21 protein-coding genes are annotated in these 21,870 nt (G+C 69.6%); 7 read left to right on the forward strand and 14 right to left on the reverse strand.

Annotation, left to right across the window (positions count from 1 at the left end; translation table 11 throughout):
• The first annotated feature begins 2 nt into the window (after positions 1–2).
• The 4 genes from V6V89_RS27680 (at position 3) to V6V89_RS27695 (ending at position 4,058) form a co-directional block, all read left to right on the forward strand.
• Complete coding sequence (locus V6V89_RS27680) at positions 3–128, forward strand: rhamnogalacturonan lyase family protein (RefSeq protein ID WP_334622409.1); 126 nt, start codon at positions 3–5, stop codon at positions 126–128.
• A 262-nt stretch (positions 129–390) separates the two neighbouring features.
• Positions 391–1,569 carry a metallophosphoesterase gene (locus V6V89_RS27685; RefSeq protein ID WP_442935228.1) on the forward strand — a complete coding sequence of 393 codons (1,179 nt, stop codon included), beginning with the start codon at positions 391–393 and terminating at the stop codon, positions 1,567–1,569.
• A 721-nt stretch (positions 1,570–2,290) separates the two neighbouring features.
• Positions 2,291–3,526 carry an HNH endonuclease signature motif containing protein gene (locus tag V6V89_RS27690; protein WP_334622375.1) on the forward strand — a complete coding sequence of 412 codons (1,236 nt, stop codon included), beginning with the start codon at positions 2,291–2,293 and terminating at the stop codon, positions 3,524–3,526.
• Between the two features lie 133 nt (positions 3,527–3,659).
• A complete protein-coding gene (locus tag V6V89_RS27695; protein ID WP_334622376.1) occupies positions 3,660–4,058 on the forward strand; it encodes a VOC family protein in 399 nt (132 codons plus the stop codon).
• Here V6V89_RS27695 and V6V89_RS27700 read toward each other — a convergent pair.
• Positions 4,051–5,031, reverse strand: coding sequence for an ArsR/SmtB family transcription factor (locus V6V89_RS27700; protein ID WP_334622377.1), 981 nt, complete (start codon positions 5,029–5,031; stop codon positions 4,051–4,053). The two genes, V6V89_RS27695 and V6V89_RS27700, sit on opposite strands and share 8 nt — an antisense overlap.
• Before the next feature lie 48 nt (positions 5,032–5,079).
• On the opposite strand from V6V89_RS27700, the gene V6V89_RS27705 reads away from it, so the two are divergent.
• Positions 5,080–6,060 carry an aldo/keto reductase gene (locus tag V6V89_RS27705; protein WP_334622378.1) on the forward strand — a complete coding sequence of 327 codons (981 nt, stop codon included), beginning with the start codon at positions 5,080–5,082 and terminating at the stop codon, positions 6,058–6,060.
• Between the two features lie 42 nt (positions 6,061–6,102).
• Positions 6,103–6,615 (forward strand): DinB family protein, encoded by a 513-nt coding sequence (locus V6V89_RS27710; RefSeq protein WP_334622379.1) that lies wholly within the window; start codon positions 6,103–6,105, stop codon positions 6,613–6,615.
• Here V6V89_RS27710 and V6V89_RS27715 read toward each other — a convergent pair.
• The 5 genes from V6V89_RS27715 to V6V89_RS27735 are packed head-to-tail and all read right to left on the reverse strand — an operon-like array spanning position 6,609 to position 12,192.
• The gene (locus V6V89_RS27715; protein ID WP_334622380.1) at positions 6,609–7,514 is read right to left on the reverse strand and encodes an ABC transporter ATP-binding protein; all 906 of its coding nucleotides are present in this window, start codon (positions 7,512–7,514) and stop codon (positions 6,609–6,611) included. The genes V6V89_RS27710 and V6V89_RS27715 overlap by 7 nt on opposite strands.
• Positions 7,511–8,461: an ABC transporter ATP-binding protein gene (locus tag V6V89_RS27720; protein WP_334622381.1), complete on the reverse strand. Its 951-nt coding sequence runs from the start codon at positions 8,459–8,461 to the stop codon at positions 7,511–7,513. Before V6V89_RS27720 ends, V6V89_RS27715 begins: the two co-directional genes overlap by 4 nt.
• A 3-nt stretch (positions 8,462–8,464) precedes the next feature.
• Complete coding sequence (locus V6V89_RS27725; protein WP_334622382.1) at positions 8,465–9,439, reverse strand: ABC transporter permease; 975 nt, start codon at positions 9,437–9,439, stop codon at positions 8,465–8,467.
• Positions 9,436–10,431: an ABC transporter permease gene (locus V6V89_RS27730; protein WP_334622383.1), complete on the reverse strand. Its 996-nt coding sequence runs from the start codon at positions 10,429–10,431 to the stop codon at positions 9,436–9,438. Before V6V89_RS27730 ends, V6V89_RS27725 begins: the two co-directional genes overlap by 4 nt.
• 33 nt (positions 10,432–10,464) lie before the next feature.
• Positions 10,465–12,192, reverse strand: coding sequence for an ABC transporter substrate-binding protein (locus V6V89_RS27735; protein WP_334622384.1), 1,728 nt, complete (start codon positions 12,190–12,192; stop codon positions 10,465–10,467).
• A 376-nt stretch (positions 12,193–12,568) separates the two neighbouring features.
• Between V6V89_RS27735 and V6V89_RS27740 the strand changes: the two genes are divergently transcribed.
• The gene (locus tag V6V89_RS27740) at positions 12,569–13,684 is read left to right on the forward strand and encodes a cellulose-binding domain-containing protein (RefSeq protein WP_334622385.1); all 1,116 of its coding nucleotides are present in this window, start codon (positions 12,569–12,571) and stop codon (positions 13,682–13,684) included.
• Positions 13,685–13,692: 8 nt separating this feature from the next.
• Here V6V89_RS27740 and V6V89_RS27745 read toward each other — a convergent pair whose 3' ends face one another.
• From V6V89_RS27745 to V6V89_RS27780, 8 genes are read right to left on the reverse strand one after another with little or no spacing between them, the layout of a single operon-like run.
• A complete protein-coding gene (locus V6V89_RS27745; protein ID WP_334622386.1) occupies positions 13,693–15,072 on the reverse strand; it encodes a COG1470 family protein in 1,380 nt (459 codons plus the stop codon).
• A 3-nt stretch (positions 15,073–15,075) separates the two neighbouring features.
• Positions 15,076–16,080 (reverse strand): NADase-type glycan-binding domain-containing protein, encoded by a 1,005-nt coding sequence (locus tag V6V89_RS27750; protein ID WP_334622387.1) that lies wholly within the window; start codon positions 16,078–16,080, stop codon positions 15,076–15,078.
• Positions 16,073–16,714: a phage tail protein gene (locus tag V6V89_RS27755; RefSeq protein ID WP_334622388.1), complete on the reverse strand. Its 642-nt coding sequence runs from the start codon at positions 16,712–16,714 to the stop codon at positions 16,073–16,075. The genes V6V89_RS27750 and V6V89_RS27755 overlap by 8 nt, the downstream gene beginning before the upstream one ends.
• Complete coding sequence (locus tag V6V89_RS27760) at positions 16,711–18,669, reverse strand: putative baseplate assembly protein (RefSeq protein ID WP_334622390.1); 1,959 nt, start codon at positions 18,667–18,669, stop codon at positions 16,711–16,713. Before V6V89_RS27760 ends, V6V89_RS27755 begins: the two co-directional genes overlap by 4 nt.
• Positions 18,666–19,076 carry a GPW/gp25 family protein gene (locus tag V6V89_RS27765; RefSeq protein ID WP_334622391.1) on the reverse strand — a complete coding sequence of 137 codons (411 nt, stop codon included), beginning with the start codon at positions 19,074–19,076 and terminating at the stop codon, positions 18,666–18,668. Before V6V89_RS27765 ends, V6V89_RS27760 begins: the two co-directional genes overlap by 4 nt.
• Positions 19,077–19,125: 49 nt before the next feature.
• Positions 19,126–19,509, reverse strand: coding sequence for a PAAR domain-containing protein (locus V6V89_RS27770; protein ID WP_334622393.1), 384 nt, complete (start codon positions 19,507–19,509; stop codon positions 19,126–19,128).
• Between the two features lie 9 nt (positions 19,510–19,518).
• Entirely contained in the window at positions 19,519–21,189 is a 1,671-nt protein-coding gene (locus V6V89_RS27775) for a VgrG-related protein (protein ID WP_334622394.1), read from the reverse strand.
• Positions 21,182–21,868 (reverse strand): CIS tube protein, encoded by a 687-nt coding sequence (locus V6V89_RS27780; RefSeq protein ID WP_334622395.1) that lies wholly within the window; start codon positions 21,866–21,868, stop codon positions 21,182–21,184. The genes V6V89_RS27775 and V6V89_RS27780 overlap by 8 nt, the downstream gene beginning before the upstream one ends.
• Between the last annotated feature and the right edge of the window lie 2 nt (positions 21,869–21,870).

Consider the following 21,870-nt stretch of genomic DNA (forward strand, 5'->3'; position numbering starts at 1 on the left):
AACTGTCCACCGACACCACCAGCATCAGGCGGGTCTCGCTCATGCCGGACCGGCAGTACCGCGTGGCGGTCGCCTGGCAGAACACCGCCTACAGCCAGCCGCCCCACCCGAGTTTCGCCAGCCCGTGATCGAGGTGTGCGGCGGCTGACGTCGCGGGCGGGGTGTGTGGCGCACCTCGCCCGCGGCGCCCCTTCCACGCGCCGCTCCGTTTCGCGCGCCGTTCCCTTCCGCATGGAGCCTCGTTCCGCGCCGCTTCGTTTCGCCACCGCGCTTCGTTTCGCACCGCGCTTCGTTTCGCACCGCGCTTCGTTTCGCACCGCGCTTCGTTTCTGAGTGCGCGCTGAGAGCTTCGTGTGGTCGATGGCGCCGCAGGGGTGTCATGCTTCGGCGGTGACGGCGAGTGAGGCGGCGGTTGCCGCACCTTCGAGACGGTGGCTGCGGGCGCTGCGGTTCGGCGCGCTGCTCACGACGATCCTCGGCCTGCTTTTCGGGGTTCCCTGGTGGACCCTGGTGCTCGCGAGCGATCTGCCCATCGGCCTCACCGCCACGGGCACGCTGCTCTTCGTGGCCGCCCTGGTCGCGTTCCCCGTGTTCATGATCCTCGGCCACGGTCCCCGGCACCTCGACTGGGCAGCCCGCACCGGCGACACGCTCCTCGGCGTCATCTGGGTCCTCTTCGCCTGGGCCCTGCTCGGCAACGTGCTCCGCGCCGCGCTCGCCGTCGGCGGCGTCGCCGACCCGACACGCTCCCGGATCGTCGCGGCGGCGGTCGCGGCGATCTCGATCGTCCTGTTGGTCTGGGGATACGTGGAAGCGATGCGCGTGCCTCGCGTACGCCGCGTCGACGTCACACTCCCCCGGCTCGGCGCCGGCTTGGACGGCGTACGCGTCGTGCTCCTGACCGACACCCACTACGGCCCCATCGACCGCGCCCGCTGGTCCGCCCGCGTCATCGACGCCGTCAACGACCTCGACCCCGACATCGTGTGCCACACCGGCGACATCGCCGACGGCACCGTCGACCAGCGCCGTGAGCAGGCCGCACCGCTCGGCGCTGTCCAGGCGCGATTGGCCAAGACGTACGTGACCGGCAACCACGAGTACTTCGGCGCCGCCCAGGGCTGGCTCGACCACATGCGCGACCTCGGCTGGCAGGCCCTGCACAACCGCCACGTGGTGGTTTCCCGAAACGGCGCGGGCCTTGTGATCGCCGGGGTGGACGACATAACCGCCGCCGGCTCAGGCGCCCCCGGCCACCGCGCCGACCATGCGGCAGCTTTGGCTGGCGCCGACCCGGACCTGCCGGTACTTCTCCTCGCCCACCAGCCGAAGCAGGTCCGCGACGCCGTCGAGCACGGCATCGACCTCCAAATCTCCGGCCACACCCACGGTGGCCAGATCTGGCCCTTCCACTACCTGGTCCGCGTAGACCAGCCGGTGGTCCAGGGCCTGACCAGGCACAGCGAGCGCACGCAGCTCTACACCAGCCGCGGCACCGGCTTCTGGGGCCCTCCCTTCCGAGTCTTCGCCCCGTCCGAGATCACCCTGCTCACCCTCCGCGCGCCCTAACGTCCCGCCTTCCCCTCGCCCTCCTTCCCGCCGATCAAGGGCAAATGCACGTGGTTCGATCTCATTTCCACGTGCATTTGCCCTTGGTCAATGCAGATCTCCTTGATCGACGAGCCGATCGGCGCAAGCTCCGCGCGGTCTGAGGCGCGGCCGGGCCGCGAACCAACGCTCATCCAGCCGCCGCATGGTCGACGAGGCGCCGGATCTTGGGCTGGGCCGTCGCCATGGGAAAGCAGCCAAACCCCAGAACGCGGCGTGCTGGTTCCGACCCAGCCGCCGGGCCGTTCAACTCGATCGGCGCTGACCCCTTGAACTGTGACAGGCTCCGCGCCGGGAGGCAGCCGGACCACCCGCGCACAGCGGCCCCACGCCGACGACCCGTGCGAGCGCGGCGCGCGCCTACCCCTGACAACCCCGTGCCAGCGCGGCGCCCGTCCCACCACCTGACAACCCCGTGCGAACACAGCGTCCCGCCACGCCGCCAACAACCGCGCGGATGCGACGCCCGTCCACCGCCAACAAGCCCGTGCCAGCGCGGCACCCACCCGGTCTCCCCGCCGACCCCGACAGCGGGTCGCAGCCCAGCCGCAGCAACCTCAAGACCCCCGCCGTCACCACCCGACAACCCGCACGGGAACCAATTTCGTGGTGTCGGCGTGTCGCCTCCGGCGTGGCGGCCGCGAGGGCAACGATCATCGCACGAACGTACGAGAATTGATGTGTGCGGGAAACGTTGCAGCAGCTCACAAGCGCCGCCGGCCAATGCGCCAGCACCGCCGTGTGGTCGCTGCCCGACGATCATCTCGTCTCCGCTTTGCATGCGGTGCATGACGCCCAGCAGATGCTCACCGCCGCCCAACTGCACCTGATCCGGGAGATCGACGGCCGGAACCTGCCCATCACACAAGAGGCCAGCAGCACCGCCGTCTGGCTCCGCGGACGCTTGCACGTGAGCATCCAGACCGCACGCCGGATGGTGGAGTTGGCCCGCATCGTGGATCAACGACCCGTCCTGGATGCGGCGCTGTCGACCGCGGCGATCAACATCGAACAGGCACACATCCTCGCCAAAACCATCACCGACCTGGCCGGGCAGGTGCCGACCGATGTGGTGGACCTGGCCGAAAAGACCCTGGTCGACCAGCACACCGACTGGGAACCAGCCATCCTCAAAAAGATCACCGCCCGGATCCTGACCCACCTCGCACCAGACATAGCCGAAGACGCCGACCGACGAGCCGCCGAACAGGAGGAGAAGAAGGCACAACAGACCCGCGGTTTCACCCTGACCAACACCGGCGACGGCCGCTACCGGCTCACCGGCTGGCTCGACACCGAAGCCGCCGCCACCATCAACGCCGCCCTCGACCCACTATGCAAACCCGACGAACGCACCGCCACCCAACGCCGCGCCGACGCCCTGGTCGAAGTGTGCCGGCTGGCGCTACACACCGAACAACTACCCGCCAACGGCGGGGATCGGCCGCAGATCGTGGTCACCGTCCCCTACGACCTACTCCACCACCAACTCGGCGACGGGCAACTCGACACCGGAGAACGGTTGACCGCCGAACAGGTGCGACGGCTGGCCTGCGACGCCCACATCATCCCCATGGTCCTCGGCGGAGACGGGCAGATCCTGGACGTCGGACAATCCCGACGACTGTTCACCGGACCACTACGACGCGCACTCGTCGCCCGGGACGGCGGATGCGCGTTCCCCGGCTGCGACCGGCCACCACGCTGGTGCGACGCCCACCACATCACCGCCTGGACCACCGGCGGCACCACCGCCCTACACAACGGCGTCCTGCTATGCGGCTACCACCACCGACTCATCCACCACCGCGAATGGGAAGTCCGCCTCGGCGCAGACGGCAGACCCGAGTTCATCCCACCACACTATGTGGACACCGAACGCAAACCCCGCCGCAACCTCTACCACCGACGAACATGAGTGGACCGATACCCCGCGCGCCCCGTCGCCGTACGGGCGGTGACACGCTGGGGCGGTGACACGCTGGGGAGGCGAAGGTGGACGGCGAGCGGCGCGGGTCGGCGCGGGTCGGCATTTGGTGGGAGGTTAGGACGTGCGAGTTGATCGGTTCACGGTGGTGGTGGATGAGTACGAACCCGCTATCCGGTTCTTTACGGAGGTGTTGGGGTTTGAGTTGGTCGAGGATTCGCCTTCGCTGACGAACGACGGGCGCCCGAAGAGGTGGGTGGTGGTGCGGCCGCCGGGGGCGGAGACGGGCATCGTGCTCGCGCGGGCTGACGGCGAGCGCCAGGCCGCCGCTGTGGGCAACCAGGTCGGTGGGCGGGTCGGGTTCTTCCTGCGCGTGGACGACTTCGAGGCCACCTACCAGCGCATGGTGGCGGCGGGCGTGGAGTTCGTGACCGAGCCGCGCGCAGAAGCGTATGGGCGGGTGGTGGTGTTCGTGGACGTCGCCGGCAACCGGTGGGATCTCATCGGGCCACCGCCTAGCTAGCCAGTTGCTCGCCGAGGCCGGTGCGCAGGTAGCGGAGGCGGCGGCCGGTGCGCTGGCCGACGACCAGGCCGGCGTCGCGCAGGGTGGTCAGGTGGTGGGAGGCGGTTGCCGGCGCGAGCCGCAGGGCCTCGGCCACCTCGCCGGTGCTACATGGCACGGCGAGCAGGGTGAGCACGGCCGCGCGGGTGGGGCCGAGCAGCGCGGCGAGGGCTGCGGGAGGTTCGGCGAGGTGTCCGCCAGCGGACCACAGGTCGGCGTAGCCGCGCGGCGGATACCACAGGGCGCGGCCGCTCGGAGTGCCGGTGGTGGCGTACACCATCGGGCCGGCGAACGCGGCGGGCATCAGCGCGAGCGGGCTGCCATCGTGTGCCCAGTCCTGCCTTTTGGCGTACCCGAGAAGCAACGCCGAACCGTCCCACCGCAGCTTGGGATGGAGTCCCGCGAGCAGCGCTCGCGGGCCGTGTTCGGCGGCGGCGAGCGCCCGGTGTGTGATCTCGCCCTCGGCGGTCGCGCGCAGGCGCGGCCAGATCGGGGCGATGGCGAGCCTGAAGTACCGGCGGACCTGCGCTATCAGCTCGGCCAGCGCGCCCGCCGGGTCGGTCTCGAACCGGGTGATCTCGGGCGGCGCACGGTGGCCGGCCCAGCCGGCGGCGACCTCGGCGGCGACCCGGTCGAGCGGGGTGCCGGCGATGGTGCGCAGTTCGTCGTCGAGGCTGGGGCGGGCGATGTCCGGGACGGGTGTGAGGAAGTCGGGGACGTAGCAGGTCGGGCCGCGCAGCAGGGCGAGGAAGGTGTCGACGCCGGCGAGGCGGGGGCGTACGCGGGCGCGCCAGGCGGAGTGCATCCAGTGCCGCTGGGGCTGGCTCAGCGCGAAGCCGCTCGCCACGACCTCGACCATCGGCGAGTGCGCGAACCTTAGCCCGGCCAGGTCGGCGGGCGCGAACTCGATGCGGATCACGTTCCATTCGAGCACAGTCGAACGGCAAACGACCAGGCTGGGCCGCGTCCTATGGTCCTTGTCATGGAGTACAGCAACCTGGGTCGCACTGGGCTGAGCGTGAGCCGGCTCTGCCTTGGCACCATGAACTTCGGCTGGCAGATCGACGAGGCTGCCAGTCACGCAGTCCTGGACAAAGCAGTCGAAGCGGGCGTCAACTTCGTCGATACGGCGAACATGTACGGGCGCGTGGACTACGACGGGACGAGCGAAAAATTCATCGGCAGTTGGTTCGCGGGCACAGGGCAGCGCGACAAAATCGTGCTGGCGACGAAGGTGTACGCGCCGATGAGCGATTGGCCCAACGATCGGGGGTTGTCGGCGCGGCACATCATCGCAGCCTGCGAGGCGTCGTTGCGGCGGCTCCGCACCGACTGGATCGACCTGTACCAGATGCATCACGTGCAGCGCGAGACGCCGTGGCAGGAGATCTGGCAGGCGATGGAGACGCTCGTCGGCCAGGGCAAGATCCGGTACGTCGGCTCGTCGAACTTCGCCGGCTGGCACCTCGCGGCGGCGCAAGCCGCGGCGGACAAGCGTCACTTCCTGGGGCTGGTGTCGGAGCAGTGCAAGTACAACCTGCTGACCCGGCACGTCGAGTTGGAGGTGCTGCCCGCGGCGATCGAGCTGGGTATCGGGGTGCTGCCGTACTCGCCGCTGCACTTCGGCGCGCTGTCGGGCGCACTGCGCAAGCAGCGGGAGGGCGTCAGCGGCCGGAGTGTGCTGCACGCCCCGGAGCGGGTCGAGCCGCACCGGGCGGCGCTCGAGGGGTACGAGAAGCTGTGCGCCGAGTTGGGCGTCGAGCCGACCACGGTGGCGCTGGCGTGGCTGCTGTCGCGGCCGGGTGTCACCGCGCCGGTGATCGGGCCGCGGGCGCCTGAGCAGCTCGACCTCGCGTTCACGGCGGTGGAGACCGAGCTGGCGCCCGAGACGCTGAAGCGGCTCGACGAGCTGTTTCCACCCGTCGGCAAGGGCGGCCCGGCGCCGGAGGCGTGGGCTTGGTAAATACGGTGCGGTCTCGGAAACGCGGAAGGTAGCGTCCGCGTCGTGCCTCCCCTTCGCGAACGCCCGCCGCTCACCGCCGACGAACGCACCGCATTGGTCGGCTGGCTCGACCTGCAACGGTCGATCGTGCATTGGAAGTGTGAAGGGCTGTCCGATGAGGACGCCCACCGGGCCGTGCTGCCCGACTCGCCGCTGATGACGGTCGCGGGGCTCATCTCGCACCTGCGGTGGACCGAGCAGTGCTGGTTCGAGGTGCTCTTCCTGGGCCGGCCGGCGACCGGGCCATCGTTCGACGAAGAGGTCGAAGACAAGGACTTCATGGTCGAGGGGGTGCCGCTGGCGCAGCTCCTCGACGAGTACGACCGGCAGTGCGCGCTCTCCAACGAGATCGTGGCGGCGCACTCGCTCGACGACGTGGGTAAGCACCCGGACTTCCGTTCGAGCGGCGCCAACCTGCGCTGGATGCTCATCCACATGGTCGAGGAGACCGGGCGGCACGCCGGCCAGCTCGACGTGATCCGCGAGCTGCTCGACGGGGGCAAGGGCTACTACTGAGCGGCGCACCCCACGAGGTGGTCGTCGTCGACCTCCACCAGACCAGGCTCTCCGGCGCAAGCGTCGTCGTGGATCGCGCAACGACCGTCGACCGTGCGGGCGATGTCGGCGCGTGTCCACTTGCGGTGCATTTGCGGCACCGACGACAGCAGGGTCCGCGTGTACGGGTGCCGCGGGCTGCCGAACACCTTGTCGGTGCTGCCCATCTCGACGACCACACCGCGGCGCAGGATCACCGACCGATCGCTGATGTAGTGGCCGAGCGACAGGTCGTGGGTGATGAAGAGGATGCCGAGGCCGCGCTCCTTGAGGTCGGCGAGCAGGTTGAGCACGTCGATGCGGGTCGAGGCGTCGAGCATACTGATGATCTCGTCGGCCACCAGGAGCTTGATGTCGAGCAGCAGCGCCCGGGCGATCAGCATGCGCTGGAGCTGACCGCCGCTGAGCTGGTGCGGGTACTTGTCGAGCACCTGCCGGGGATCGAGCCGCACCGACTCCAGGGCGGTGTCGATGCGCTTGCGCCACTCGGCGGCGCTCGCCTCGGGAAAGAAGCTGGGCCGGATCGTGTGCAGCACGCGGTCGGCCTTGAAGATCGGGTTGTAGGTGCTGAACGGGTCCTGGAAGACGCCCTGCACCCGCTTGTAGTACCCGGCGAGCTGCCGGCCCTTGAGCCTTGAGACGTCGGTGCCGTCGTACCGGATGTGGCCGCCGCTCACGGACGCGAGCCGCAGCACCATGCGGCCGATCGTGGTCTTACCGCTGCCGCTCTCGCCGATCAGCGACACGACCTCGCCGGGTTTGACCATGAAGGTCGCGTCGCGCACGGCGGTCAGCTCACGCCCGCCGAAGGCGCCGACCCGGTACTTCTTCGAAACCCGTTCCAGCGACAGCATGCTCATTGGGCCTTCCAACAGGCGACGTGGTGGTCCTTGTCGACCTCGACGAACGGCGGCTCCTCGACGCACCGCGCGAACGCCAGCGGGCACCGGTCGCGGAACCGGCAGCCCGCCGGCGGGTTCAGCAGCCCTGGCGGGCTGCCGGGGATGCCTGCCAGCTTGCGGTCCGCGTACCGGACGCCGACTTCGGGCAGCGAAGAGATCAAGAGCTGCGTGTACGGGTGCCGGGGCGCGTTGACCACCACATCGGCGGGCGCCTTCTCGGCGAGCTTGCCGGCGTACATGACCATGATGGTGTCGGCGATCTGGTACACCAGCGAGATGTCGTGCGTGACCACGATCATGCTCTTGACGAACTCGCGGTCGCGGAACTCCACCAGCGTCTCGGCTACGGCTCGCTGGGTCGACACGTCGAGCGCCGAGGTCACCTCGTCGGCGATGAGCAGGCTGGGGTTGAGCAATGTGGACAGTACGAGCACCATCCGCTGCTTCATGCCGCCGGACAGCTCGATCGGGTAGTTGCCCAGAACGTCCCGAGACAGGCCCACCAGGTCGAGGCGGCGCTCCAACTCGGGCTTGATCTCGCCGTACTTGACGCCACGGGAGCCCAGCAGCTCGGAGATCATCTTGCCGATCTTCCGGGTGGGGTTCAGGGCGCTCATCGCGTACTGCGGGATCAGCGATACGGCTTTGAACCGGTACGCGTTCATCGCGTCCTGGTCGCCGATCGGCAGCGGCTTGCCGTCGAGCTCCACGCCGCCCTCGACCAGCCGCATCCGGGTGTCGAGGCGGATCAGGCTCTTACCGAGCGTGGACTTGCCCGACCCGGACTCCCCCGCCAGCCCCATGATCTCGCCGTCGGCCAGCGCGAAGGTCGCGCCGTCGAGCGCCTTCACATCGCCGCGCAGCGTCCGGTAGTACACCCGGAGGTTGTCGACCCGCAGGCTCATGCCTCACATCTCCCGCAGCTTGGGGTTGAAGACCTCGTCGAGCCCGACGTTCATGATGTACAGGGCGCCGACGATCGCGGTGATACCGAGCCCTGGCGGCAGGAACCACCACCACAGGCCGAGCTGGAGCGCGCTCCAGTGCACGGCGTTGTTCATCATCAGGCCGAGCGACATCACGCCGGTCGGGCCGAGCCCGATGAAGTCGAGGGTGGCGGCGAAGAGCACCGAGCCGCCGAAGAGCAGGATGAACGTCATGAACAGGTAGGAGCTCATGTTCGGCGCGATCTCGCGCCGGATGATCGCTCCGGAGCCCATGCCGCTCAGCCGGGCAAGGTCGACGAAGTCGCGGGTGCGCAGCGAGAACGTCTGCGCGCGCACCGCTCGCGCCACCCACGGCCAGGAGAAGATCCCGATGAAGAGGGCCTGCGAGGGGACGCTGCTGATGCCGATGTACGTATGCAGGATGATCAGCACAGCCAGGGCGGGCAGCACCAGCACGATGTTGGTGAGCATGTTGAGCGCCTCGTCGACCAGGCCGCCCACGTATCCCGCCACGAAGCCGATCGTCATGCCGATCAGCGCTGCCAGCCCGCCACCGAGCAGGCCCACCAGGAAGGTGGACCGGATGCCGTGCACGAACTGGAGGAACACGTCCTGCCCGAACGTCGTCGTGCCGAACCAGTACTCGCCTGACGGCCCGGTGCTCTGCGGCCCGACGTACTCGCTGTGGCCGTAGTCGTAGAAGAGCGGCGCGATCATGCCGAGCGCCAGGAAGGCCAGGACGACGATCCCGCCGCCGACGACCTTCTTGTTGCGCAGGGCGAAGTGCAGCGCGTCGCGGGTGCGGCGCGCACCCGGCGCCGCGGCCGCGACCGGGCCGGTGGCCAGCGGCACCGCGGGCGCCGACACCACCTCCGCGACGTGAGCCGGATCGCTGGCAGACGCGGCGTCTGCCCGCGCGCTGTCAACGTCACTCATGCGGCGCCTCCCGTCATGCCGGTCCGGGTACGCGGGTCGACCAGGACGTAGATGATGTCGATCACGAAGTTTGCGATCAGGACCCCGATCACGATGAACAGGAAGGCGCCCTGGAGCAGGAAGAAGTCCTGGTTCTGGATCGCCATCAGGATCAGCCGCCCGAGGCCGGGATAGCCGAACACGATCTCGGTGACCAGGGCGCCGGCCACCAGCACACCGAGCTGGAGCGCGAGGCCGGTCAGCTGCGGCAGGAGAGCGTTGCGGAACGCGTACCGGCGGATCAGCCGGCGTGGCGCGCCGAGCGCCTCCAGGTAGTTGGCGTAGTCGGCCTCAAGCTCATAGATGATCATGTTTCTCATGCCGATGGCCCAGCCGCCGAACGCCACCAGGAACAGCGACAGGAACGGCAGGAACCAGTGCTGGAGCAGGCTGTTGAAGAACACCAGCGACCACGACGGTTGCAGGTCGAAGCTGTAGCCGCCGGCGACCGGGAAGATCCCCGCGATGATCGCGAGGCTCCAGGCCAGCACGATCGCGATCCACATGTACGGCGTGGCGGTGAGCGCGTACCCGAGGGGCAGCACCGTGTTGTCGAGCCACCGGCGGCGGGCGGCGAGCGCGCCCACCTTGTTGCCGGCGTACCAGCTCAACAGGATGGATGGGATGAGGAGGGCGAGCGTGTACGGCACCGCGTCGAGGATCACCTCGGTGACCGGCGCGGGAAACAGCCATACGCTGATGCCCATGTTGCCCTGCAACAACTCGGCCCAGTAGTTCAGGTACTGCCGCCACAGCGGCACGTCCAGGCCGAAGACGTTGTTGTAGTACTCCCGCATCGGCGCGATCGCGTCCGGATTGGACACTGACGTCCGGGTGAGCATCCGCAGGACCGGATCGCCCGGCATGAACCGGGGGATCAGCCAGTTGAGCGTCACCGCGACGAAGAACGTCAGCAGGTAGATCGCTACCTTTCTCGCGAAGTACCGGCGCACGCGCGCCCTCCCCTCATTTGCCCGTGCGGTTCGTTACTTCGACGAGGCGGGCTTCAGCTGGGTCAGCATCTTGATGCTTCCCAGTTCCCACATGTTGTTCCACGTGCTGGGGAAGTCCTTGGGCGCGCCACTGGCCTCGGACGGCCAGTTCGTCCAGGTGGACTCGGTGTACTGCGCCCACATGCCGTTGTACCAGAGCGGGATCGCCGGCAGCTCGGCCAGCTGGATCTTCTGGAGTTCGGTGATCGTGGTCTTGTACGCCGGGTCGTCGCTGGGCGTGCGGGCCAGCTTCTGCACGAGCTCCCACGCGGCCTGGTTCTGGTACCGCGAGAAGTTGGCGCTGAACTGCTGCGCCTGCACCGGCATCTGGAAGACGTAGTTGTAGTACGTCCACGGCGTGTTGCTGACGCCGGTCCAGTTGTTGAGGAGCAGGTCGAACTTGCCGGCGGTGCGGGCGTCGTCGAGCGCGGCGGCGTCCGGGAATTCCGCGACGATGTTGAGGCCGGCGGCCTGCGCGCCCTCGGCGATCACCCGGGCCGCCTCCATCCAGTCGGTCCAGCCCGACGGGACGATGAGCTTGAGACTGATCGGCTTGCCGCTCTTGTCTTCGACCTTGCCGTCGCCGTTGGTGTCCCGGTAGCCGGCGCTGGCGAGAGTGGCCTTGGCCTTGGCGGTGTCGAACGTGAAGCCGGACGAGGAGACCGTGGCCTGGTCGACGTACTGGTCGTAGACCGGGAGCAGGCCCGTCGGGTTCGACGCCTTGACGATGTTGCCGTACACGCCTTCGACGATCTTCTTGACCTCGATCGACTGGGCGAGGGCCTTACGGAAGGCGACGTCGTTCATCGGCGCCTTCGTGGTGTTCGGGATGAGCATCGCGGTGTTGGCCGACAGCATGTAGGGCGGCTCGGCGTAGTACGTCTTGACCTTGAAGTCACCCTTGAGCAGGTTGGCGACGCCGGGCAGGAAGTTGTTGCTCAGGTCCAGCCGGCCAGAGGTGAGCAGGCCCAGCGCCACCTCGTTGCTGGAGTTGACGATGTCGACGATGTACGTCGGCGCGACCTTCAGGCTGAGAGCCTTCTCGGCCCACCAGCCTTCCTTCTTCTTCCAGACCATGCGGTCCTGGGCGTGCGCCTGGTACACGTATGGCCCGCTGCCGATCGGCTTTTCGTTCTTGTGGGTGGTGATGTCTGCCTCGGAGCGCGACTCCCAGATGTGCTTCGGGACGATCGGGTTCTCGTACAGCCAGTTTTCCCACTCCTGGACCCGCGGGTCGGAGAAGGTGAACTTCACGGTGCGCGCGTCGGGGGCCTCGACGCTGGCGAGCCAGTTCCACAGGTTGCTGTAGGGCACCGCCTTGATCTTGCCGAGCTCGACGGTGTACTTGACGTCGTCGGCGGTCAGCGGCTTGTCGTCGCTCCACTTGACGCCGTCGCGCAGGGTCACCGTGTAGGTCTTGTTGTCGGCGCTCCACTCGCCCTTCTCGGCGAGCCACGGCTCCAGCTCCAGCTTCTCCGGGTTGAAGATGAAGAGCGGCTCGTAGATCAGGCCGACGGTGCCGGTGGCGTAGCCGGGCACGATCGGGTTCCACGTGGTGGGCGGACCCCAGGCGCTGCCGCTCGTGTAGAGCGTCTCGTTGCGGGGGTACTGCCCGCCGTTGGACGAGTTGCCGCTAGATCCGCCGTCGCCGCCTTCGCAGGCCGTCGTCGCCAGCAGCACCGCCGTGAACAGCGCGGCGATATATCGAGGTCGGGTTCGCATCGGGTACGTCCTCCTCGTGCGTGGTTGAGGGATGGGTACGCGCACGCGCGCCCAGCCGAGGGGTTGCGCCCCGGCACGGACGATTGTGTCGTTAGTCGATACGTTTGGCGGGATTGCTGAACCGCGTAAGTTACGTCAGCGAAACATGAGGTATGGACAGCCGTCAAGACCACCCGGCCTTGTCTGCGAAATTGATACCTGCGAAGGGCTTAACTGAACCGGTTCGGTTACCCAGGGCGGTCGACGCGTTCCATTGACAGACATCGAAACCATGCGGTAGATGTGTTGCTAGATCGCGTCACCGGGCGGGACGTGACGGCATCACGCTGCGCCAGCGATGTACCCGTTGGTCACCCACCCTCCCAAGGAGACGCCGATGAAACGACTACTCGCCGCCGCCGCGGCCATGGGGCTCGCCGCCGCGGCGTTCGCGACCGCCACCGCCGGCCCCGCGGCGGCCGCCACCGCCTGCAGGGTCACGTACACGATCGGATCGCAGTGGCCCGGCGGGTTCACCGGCAACGTCAACCTCACCAACCTCGGCGACCCGCTGAACGGCTGGACCATCCGGTGGTCGTTCGCGGGGGGCCAGGCGGTCACGCAGGCGTGGAACGCGGCCGTGACACAGAGCGGGGCAGCGGTGACCGCCGCCAACGTGGGCTGGAACGGCAACGTCGCGACGAACGGCAGCGTGTCCTTCGGCTTCAACGGGTCGTGGAACGGGTCGTCGAACCCGGTCCCCACGAACTTCTCGGTCAACGGCGTAGCCTGCAACGGTCCCGTGCCGACCCCGGGAACCACCACGCCCACGAGCGCGCCGCCGACGAGCACGGCCCCGACCAGCCCGCCGCCGACCACAGGGCCGCCGACCACAGGGCCGCCGACCACAGGGCCGCCGGCCACGCCGCCGAACGGCACCATCCGCGTGTACTGGCTCAAGCCCACCGACGTGGCCTACGACCAGCGGTACCCGGACGGCATCGCCAACGTCATGCGCGAGGCACAGCGCTACTACCAGCAGGAACTGGGTAAGACATTCCGGCTCAACAACCCGGTCGTCGAGGTCGTCAACGGCGACCACCCGCGCTCCTGGTACGAGAACACGCCCAACGGCAACGAGTGCTACTGGTGGGTCGTGTTCAACATGCAGCAGGAGCTGATGCGCAAGCTCAACCTGCGTGCCCCCGACAGCCGCTGGATCAACGTCGGCGAGATCAGCGCCGAGGCGTCCTGCTCCGGTGGTGGCGGTGGCAGCGGCTGGGTGATCCTCAGCGGTCACGACGCCGACGGCGCCGCGGGCATCGGCGGCAACATGAACCGCTGGTACGGCGGCATGGTGCACGAGCTTGGCCACGCGTTCGGTCTGCCGGACTCCTCGTCGACCGACGGCACCCCGATGTCGGCCTCCTTCTACAACTACCCGAACACGCACTTCAGCCAGGCCCAGAAGAACAACATCCTCAACGGCCCGTACGGCAGCTTCCTGTACTGAGGCCTCGCTCAGCTGTTCGCGGGGATGTACCGGATCGTCCGGATGGCGGCCGGCGGCGGATCGTCGCCGGCTCCATCCGGTACACCCCGCACGACCACGAAGTCGATCTCACCGCGACGCTCCTCTGTCGTGAGGATCAGGTCGTCCTGGATGCTCCGGTTCCCGTTCTTGTAGAACACTTCCATCTGCCGCCGGTCGTCGCCGGCCACGATCACCTGGATCGCGGCGATGTCCCGGAGCCCCTCGATGCTCACCGGCACCGCCTTGCAGGCCGTCGCGTCGTCCTGCTGCGACGCGGACAGCGACCGGCCGTTGGTGGCGTCTCCCGTCACCGCCACGGACCTCGCGTCGTCGCAGCCGTCGGGGCTGTTCCGCTCCGGCCGCCCGGTCAGCGCCAGGTCGAACTGTCGGAATGCGTCGCCCGGCAGTACGCCGTTCGCCGGGTCGCCGAAGGGCCGCGTCGCGTCGACCGTGATCGGGTCGGCCGGCGGCGCCGCGGTCGGCGACTGCGCCGGCGCGGTCGTGGGCGCGGCGCTCGGGCTCTCGCTGGGCGACGGCGCCGCCGACGTGGCCGGCGCCGGCGCGCCGGACGTCGCGGCCGGCGGCGTCAGGTTGTTGCCGGCCTGGTTCTGCTCGTCGTCGTTGCCCGCCCGCGCGATCAGTGCCGCAGCCAGCACGGCGCCGGCGACGACGAGCACCGCGCCGAGCATGCCAGCGGTACGCACCAGCTTCGACGCGAACCGGGGCAACTGCACGAACGTGGCGGTGCCCTTACCTCGTACGCCGCCGCCGGCTGCCTCGACGGTGAGGACCCGCTGCTTCTCCTTGTTCCACGGCACGGGCGCGCGCACGCTCAGGAACGAATGCGCGATCGCGCCCTGCGGCAGGTCGAGCACCGGCGGGTCGAACGCGGACGTGACCCGCTGCTCCGGGTCGGACAGCCCCAGTGCCACCCGCGCCCCGAAGTTGCCCCCGTTGGTGATCTGGACCGTGTACCGGGCGCTGCGCCCGCCGGTCGCGACCTCCGGCTCGACGCGGACCGTGACGTCTTCGACGGCCGCGAGCGAGAGCGGCAACTCCTCGCAGCGCGACACCTCCTCGCGGTACTTGGAGTGCACCAGCACGCCCAGCGTGTACAGGCCGGCCGCGGCTGGTGCCTGCACGGGTATCGAGACCTGCACCGCTGCCGTGGCGCTCTCGCCGGGCCGCAGCTTGGCCACATCCGGCTCGGCCCGCGAGGTGGCACCCGCGGGGAGCCCGAGCATTTCGACGACGTAGTGCTCGACGATGTCGCTGGTATTGCGCACGGTGACGTCGAAGTTGAACGTGTCGCCGGGTGCCGCGTCGATACGCTCGATCGACACGGTCACCCGCAACGGCACCGCCATCGCCTAGCCTCCACTTCCATCCGGTACTTCGAAAACGACCTCGGAGATCGCGACGTCCTTGAAGGTCGTGCCGGGATAGACCGCCTCGACTTCCAGCGTCACCGCCGACACCTGGCCCGCGTCGACGTCGATCGACTGCGGTTCCGTGGTGTCCTTCAGCTCCCAGCTCGCCACCCACGAGCCGGCACGCACCTGGAGACGCCGCACCCGCTCGTTGTTCGTGAAGTCCCGCTCCGACCGGGCGTCCCCGTTGACGATTGTGATGCGGGCGAGCGGCACCTCGCGGGCGAACCGGTACGTGAGGCTCACGCCGACGTTGCTGGGCAGGCGCTTGCCGTCGCTCTGCCACGTCGTCTCGTTCTTACCGTCCACTGTGTTCGCCACGTTGAAGCGCGGATCGTTGGGGAGCGTGCTGGACGCGCTGGCCTGGATGTCCTGCTGAGCGACCCGCACCAGCCCGCCGTTGCCAGCGGGCGGATCCTGCTCCTGCGAGTTGCTCGGGTCGGGTCCCCGGGTGGCGAAGTACGCGGCCGCCGCGATCAGGACCGCGGCGATCACCAGCGCCCAGCCCACCGGGATCATCCACCGGTTGCTGCGCCGGGGCCTCGGCGGCTCGGGTTCGAACGGTATGACCGGCTCAGGCAGCGGCGGTGCCGCCACCGGCGTTAGGTGCCGGCCCCGCAGCTCCAGGCCGCAGCGCTGGCAGCGCACCCGCTCCAGCGGGTTGCGCTCGCGGCAGCGCGGGCACTCCACCTCGTCGAGCCCCGGCGGCGGCTGGTCGTCCACTGTGGTCGCACCGCGCGCGAAGAGGCCGGTGCGCAGCACGTCGGTCGCCTCGCCCTGCTCGCCCGGCACCCGCGCCGGGCCCGCCTCGCCCTCCACGGGTGCGGAGCGCAGGAGCACCAGCGGGTACCCGCAGGTGGGGCAGAGCCGTTCGCGGTCCGGCCGGACGGGCGTGCCGCAGTCCGGGCACGCCACCGTCTGCCGGCCGGCGTACGCGTCAGCCACCATCCGCTCCTCCCTCTCCCGGCGCCGCCTCCGGCGGCCGCTGTGACGCCTGCGGCGGCCGCGCTCGGCCCCTCGCGGTGCCCGGCGCCTGGCCCTGCGGGGGGAACGCGCGGACGCTGGCCCGGCCACGGCTCGGGCTCTGCGGGTACCGCACGTCGAGCTCGACCTGCGCGCCCAGCGGCAGCTCCACCTCCAGGAAGCCGCGCACCTGCTGCTCGCTCAGGTGACCGGTGTGGTCCAGGGTCACCCGCACCACCGGGTCCGCCGGGGGCACCTCGTCGCGTATCCCGTAGACGCCGCCGCCGTCCGACACGGTCACGCGGGCGCCGGTCGCGGCCTCCAGCAGCCCTTCCACGCCATACCGGGTGCCGCGCCAGCCGAGCAGGCGGCCCACCTGCCGCACCAGTGCGCGCCGGTACGCGGGCGGGTCGGTCGGCTCCAGCACCAGCCCCAGCCAGGACGCGATGAACTGGAGCATCTCCGGCGTGGCCAGCCCGGCGTCGACCTGGTGCTCGATGCTGTCGACACGGGCCAGCACGCTGTCGGCCACCTCCTCGAACGCGGTGGCGAACCCGGCCAGCACCGGGTCGGCCGCCATCGCCCGCGGCAGCTGCTCGACCAGCCACCCGCTCACTGGCGCACCTCGACCCTGTGCTGGAAGGACATGAACAGCGCGCCGGGCTGCAGCCGCACCCGCTGGTCTACCTGCTCGATGGCCCGCTCGCGGCGCAGGTCGGCGGTGATGAAGTGCACCGCCTCCACACCCTGTACGCCCAGCGCGCCATGCAGCACGCCGTAGACGTCGCCGAGCTGCAGGTCTATCCCGAACGGCCAACCCTGGCCGCCCGGCCCACCGGTCAGCGGGTTGATGTACTCGTAGAGGGCCTGCTCGGCCCGCTCGCGCACGGTCTCGGGGCGCATGCCCGGCGCGGCGCGCACCTCGGCGGCCACCTTCACACCCTGGTACCGGGGCGTCTCGACGCGCAGCCGCATGGTGAGCAGCCGGCGCGGTTCGAGGTACGCCTTGATCTGCTCCTCCAGCTCCGGCGGGATGATCAGGTCATCCAGGACCAGTTGGGCGGGGGGCACGTCGACGCGCGGGATGACGAGCAGGCGTGCCGGGTCGCCGGCGTTCTCCGGTGGCAGGCAGCGAGCCCGTGCGACGGCTGGTGCGGCGTCCAGCGTCAGCCGCTCCACGTCCTCGGCGGTGACCGCCCGGCGGGCGCCGCGCAACAGCATCGGCCCGCGCAGCTTGGCGTTCGCCACCGTCTCCGGGTCGACGCCGCCGCGGCTCGGGTCGAGGTTGGTCACCGAGGCGACGAACGGGATCGAGGTGTGCAGCACGGTCAGCCTGTTCGCCGCCACGTTGCCGCGCCGCCCGCCGCCGAAGCGATACCCGGTCACCCACACCTGCGCGTCGATCGGCGGGATCGCGCCGTGCTGCTTCACCCGGCCGTCCCGATCGATCACCTGCGGCCCGAAGCGGATCTCGCCGGAGGCGCCCGACCACGTGAAGACCTGGTCGTCCTCGGTCGCGTCCGCGAGGTCGGCGACCTCCGACCAGGTCTGCTCCTCCGGGTCGGTGGCGCGGTCGTGCCGAGGCAGCACGACGCGGACCGTCTCATCTGGACGGCGCGGCAGCACGGGCACGCGGCGTACCTGGAAGACCTGGCCGGGCTTACCGTCGCTGGTGCCGATCAGCTCCGCCGGCGCGGGCTCCGCGTGGTACCCGGTGACCGCCCCGCCCAGCGCCACCACCGACAGGGACTCCAGCTGCGGTGGGTTGCGGTACTCAGGCTGGCCGGGCTCCGGCCGGGTTAGCCGGCACCGCAGCCAGTGCGCGCGCCTGGCGCCGAGCGCGAGAGTCTCGTGACGCGGCGGCATCAGCAGCGTCACCTGGCCAGGGCTGTTGAACCCGGCGCTGGTGTCGTCGAGGATGCGCACGTCGCGCCACTCCCGGCCGTCCCACGCCTCCCAGCAGCGCGGCGGGCGGCGCGGGTCAACGCCGGCGCCTTCCGGGCCGGTGGTCACGTCGAGACGCAGCAGGTGCGAGGCCACCGAGTCGGCGAACCCGAAGTACACCGCCTCGTCCGGCCGGAGCGTGGAGAACAGGCGCACCGACGTGGCCGCGCGGCGCAGGTCGTCCCACCGGTCCTCGTACCGGTCGCCGGTCGGCGTCAGGCAGGCCACCAGCTGCGGGGGTACCAGGCGCAGGTCGGACTCGGTGAGGAAGACGACCGGCTCCTCGTCGCCGCTGCGCTCGGTGCTCACCTGGCTGCCGGCCGGAATCCGCATCGGCTCCTGGCGGGGTGCGGTCAGCGTGAAGAGCAGGTCGGCGCGCGACGGCACCGCCGAGAACAGCTCGACGCCCACCAGCTCCAGAAACTTGACGTACAGCCGGTCGGGCACCTGGTTGAGCCGGTACAGCGTCATCTCGGTCATCCACGCGAACAGCTCGATCAGCGCCACGCCCGGGTCGGACACGTTGTGGTCCGTCCAATCGGGACAGTGGCGCGGGATGCGGCGCTTCGCCTCGTCGACGATGTCCTGGAAGCGCCGGTCGTCGAGGTTCGGCGCGGGAAGGCTCATGACGCTCGCTCCTCGGTGGGGATCGTGTAGAAGGGGAAGACGAGGTTGCGGGTGTCGTTGGTGGCGCGCACCCGGTACGCGATCTCGATGAAGACCGCGCCGCTGGCCTGCTCGGGCACGGCCGTGACCTGGTCGAGCCCGACGCGCGGCTCCCAGCGCTCCAGCGCCTCGCGCACCGCCTGCTCGATCATGCCGAGGGTGGTGGGCGTCAGCGGCGAGAAGACCAGATGCCACATCGCGCAGCCGAAGTCGGGGCGCATGACCCGCTCCCCCGGCATCGTCGACAGGATCATCCGGATGGCGCCATCGAGCTCCTCGGTGCCGGTGAACAGCCGCACCGCGCCGGAACGGGAAATAGCGGCCGGGAAACCCCAGCCGTTGCCTACGAAGTCGCCATTCTCGTTCATGCTGTGTCTCCTGATTCGCTCGGTCGCGCGGCGCTAAAGGCGACCTCGCTCATGCCAACACATCCGGGGAGCCAGCGACGATCTTGCCGACCGGGAGGTCCACAGGGTCGTTGCAGGTCATCGCCGTGTCGCCGAGGCGGGCCAGCGGCTGGCCGTTGACCAGTACCGCCGGGGCGCCGGTGATGACCCGGCCCAGGTTGGTCGGTGGCTTGCTGAACGACGTGCCCGGTGGCGGGATGTGCGGCGGCGTGTTCTGCGCGATACTGCCGACTGTCGCGGCCGGCACCCCGTTGACGAGGACGTCCGGCGACAGCGACATCAGCAGCGGGCCGGAGAACGGCAACGGGACCGGCGACGGGCCGCCCGGCGTGATCACGATATGCGTGTCCATCGCCACGACCCGGTCGTTCTGGCGAGCCACCGGCTGGGCCATCTCTCCCCCTCAGTTCAGCTTTATGGGCTTGCCGGACGCGGTCAGCGGGCCGCTCGCGGTGACCTCGATCTGGGCACCGCTGAGCGCCAGCTTCTGCGTCGCCTTGATCTCGATCTGGGTCGCGGAAATGACCAGCTTCTGCTCGCCGGTCACCCTCGACTCCGTCTTTTCCAGGTGTATGTGGCAGTTGTCGCCGCCCAGCGACAGGTGCACCGACGGCGTCGGGTCGTCGGTCATCACCAGGCGCGAGTCGCCGCGGCTGACCAGCGCCCGCGACTGCACCACGCCGTTGGCGCAGGGATCCGGCTCGGGCGGCGGGTCCTGCCTGTTCCACAGTCCGCCGAACACCACCGGCCGGGTCTTGTCGTCGAGCTCGAACCCGATCAGGACCTCGTCGTCGACCTCCGGCAGCCACTGCATTCCGCGTTTCGCGCCGCCGCCGGGCGTCACCACACGGGCCCAGGTGCTCTCGTCCTCTTCGGACAGGGTCGGGAACGTCACCTTCACCCGGCCCAGCTTTTCGGGGTCGGCGTTGTTGGTGACGATCCCGATGACGAGGCTTCCCCACGAACGCCGCTCCACGCCGCCGTTCGACAGCCCGCCACCACCCGCCGCCCCGATCAGGTCGGCCAGCCCAGCCGACTCCTTGCCACCGCAGACGAACCGCGTCACATACGGGCGGCCGGCGCCGTAGACGTGCTCGACGCTCGTGACCCGGTACTTGCCGGAAAGGCGCGCGCCCACCTGCTCGATGCGCACCTCACCGCCCGCGCCCATGAGCGGGTCGCCCACGGCCTCGCCCTTGAGGATCACCTCGCCACCGGAGGTGCGCAGCAGGAACGAGCGCGCCAGCGCGTCCGCCTGCGCCTGGTCCGCCACCGGAAACTGGCCGGCGGAACGGCGTACCCGGCCAAAACCCTGCCGCGCGGAGGCCGCCATCTCCAGGGCGGCGGGCGCGTCGGTGCCCGGATCACCTTCCGTGGCTCGGCCGGTGACGGCCCGCTTACCCAGCGGATCCCACCCACGCACCTGTACCTCGTCGCAGCGCTCGCCCGACGCGAACCGCACGCTGAAGCGGCGCAGGTTCTGGCCCCACTTCAACGGCGGCGGCGTGCCGGCGCCAGCGGGCTTCTTCTTGAAGTGGAACGTCTGGTCGGTGATCCAGAAGTCGAAGCCGATCCGGCCCGCGCGCCGCCGCAGGAACGAGTAGTCGCTCTCGCTCGCCTGCAACACGTAGTCGTGCACCTCGCCGGTGCCGTCCACATCGGGTGTGAGGCTGTACTCGCCCGCGATGCGGGATGCGATGTCGGCGTCGGTCACGCGCTGGAAGCTGCGCGACTTCGGCACGCGGGCGAGGCGGTGCGTCAGGTCGAGGCCGGTCAGCACCAGCTCGTGACGGCCGGCGAGCCCCTGCTCCACGGCCAGCGCGGTCACCTCGCCGGCCGTGACCACGACCGGGTCGCCCTCTGCGCGGAAGGCCACCTCGATCCTGGTACCGACGGCGAACATGGCGCGGTCGAACAGTTCGAAGTGTGGGTCGTCGAAGCGCAGCTCGAAGAAGTCCGGCAACTGGACCGACTCCTCGACGCGCGCGAGCGTCAGGTTGGCGTACATGTCAGGCGGCAGCGGCCGACCGTCCACGGTCAGCACCACACCGTCGAGGCGCTTCTGCTCAGCCACGGCGACGCACCGGAAGCTCGGGAATGACCAGCAGCGAGCCGGCCCGAACCGCCAGCGGGTCCACGACCGAGTTGGCCTCGGCGATGAGCCGCCATCGGGTCGCGTCGGCGTAGTGCACGGCGGCGATCCGGTCGAGCGTCTCGCCCTGCACGACGCGGTGCATGGCGTGCAGGGTCGGCGTGTGGGAGGTCGGGTTTTGCAGCGGGAGCAGGCCGTCGTCCATCCACTGCTTGAGGCTCAGGTCGGCCTTCGCGCGCAACGGCATGCCGCTGCTGGCGAAGTACGTGTACTTGATCTGCAGACGCTCCACAATGGCCTTGAACGAGTGCAGGGTTCCCCAGTGGAACTCGACCCACGGCGGACGCGCCTTGTTTCGGCTGGAGTCCGAGCCCGGCAGCGCGGGATTGACCTTGAGCAGGTCGAGCAGCTTGCTGGTGTGCTTCGTGACGTCCTTGCCCTCGTCGGTCGTGTCGAGCGTGAGGCTCAGCGCGATCGTGCCCGGCTGACCTGCCTGGAAACGCAGCTCGGGTGCGTTGCGTCCCTTGCCTTCGGCGGCGTTCCACGTGTTCGCCTTGGTGATCGTCAGCTCCGCCGGGTTGAACAGACAGATGATCTCGCCACCGCCCTCGATGCGCAGGCGCGCCTTCGCGGGTCCGGCCACCTCTTCCGGTCCAGGCATCC

Origin of the sequence: Micromonospora sp. CPCC 206061, from assembly GCF_036906915.1 — a bacterium.
Classification (GTDB): domain Bacteria; phylum Actinomycetota; class Actinomycetes; order Mycobacteriales; family Micromonosporaceae; genus Phytohabitans.

Bases quoted from the DNA above. Each gene is read 5' to 3' on its own strand.
- V6V89_RS27705 (WP_334622378.1), top strand. From the start codon at position 5,080: ATGGAGTACAGCAACCTGGGTCGCACTGGGCTGAGCGTGAGCCGGCTC.
- V6V89_RS27715 (WP_334622380.1), bottom strand. From the start codon at position 7,514: ATGAGCATGCTGTCGCTGGAACGGGTTTCGAAGAAGTACCGGGTCGGC.
- V6V89_RS27720 (WP_334622381.1), bottom strand. From the start codon at position 8,461: ATGAGCCTGCGGGTCGACAACCTCCGGGTGTACTACCGGACGCTGCGC.
- V6V89_RS27725 (WP_334622382.1), bottom strand. From the start codon at position 9,439: ATGAGTGACGTTGACAGCGCGCGGGCAGACGCCGCGTCTGCCAGCGAT.
- V6V89_RS27735 (WP_334622384.1), bottom strand. From the start codon at position 12,192: ATGCGAACCCGACCTCGATATATCGCCGCGCTGTTCACGGCGGTGCTG.
- V6V89_RS27740 (WP_334622385.1), top strand. From the start codon at position 12,569: ATGAAACGACTACTCGCCGCCGCCGCGGCCATGGGGCTCGCCGCCGCG.
- V6V89_RS27745 (WP_334622386.1), bottom strand. From the start codon at position 15,072: ATGGCGGTGCCGTTGCGGGTGACCGTGTCGATCGAGCGTATCGACGCG.
- V6V89_RS27760 (WP_334622390.1), bottom strand. From the start codon at position 18,669: ATGAGCCTTCCCGCGCCGAACCTCGACGACCGGCGCTTCCAGGACATC.
- V6V89_RS27765 (WP_334622391.1), bottom strand. From the start codon at position 19,076: ATGAACGAGAATGGCGACTTCGTAGGCAACGGCTGGGGTTTCCCGGCC.
- V6V89_RS27770 (WP_334622393.1), bottom strand. From the start codon at position 19,509: ATGGCCCAGCCGGTGGCTCGCCAGAACGACCGGGTCGTGGCGATGGAC.
- V6V89_RS27780 (WP_334622395.1), bottom strand. From the start codon at position 21,868: ATGCCTGGACCGGAAGAGGTGGCCGGACCCGCGAAGGCGCGCCTGCGC.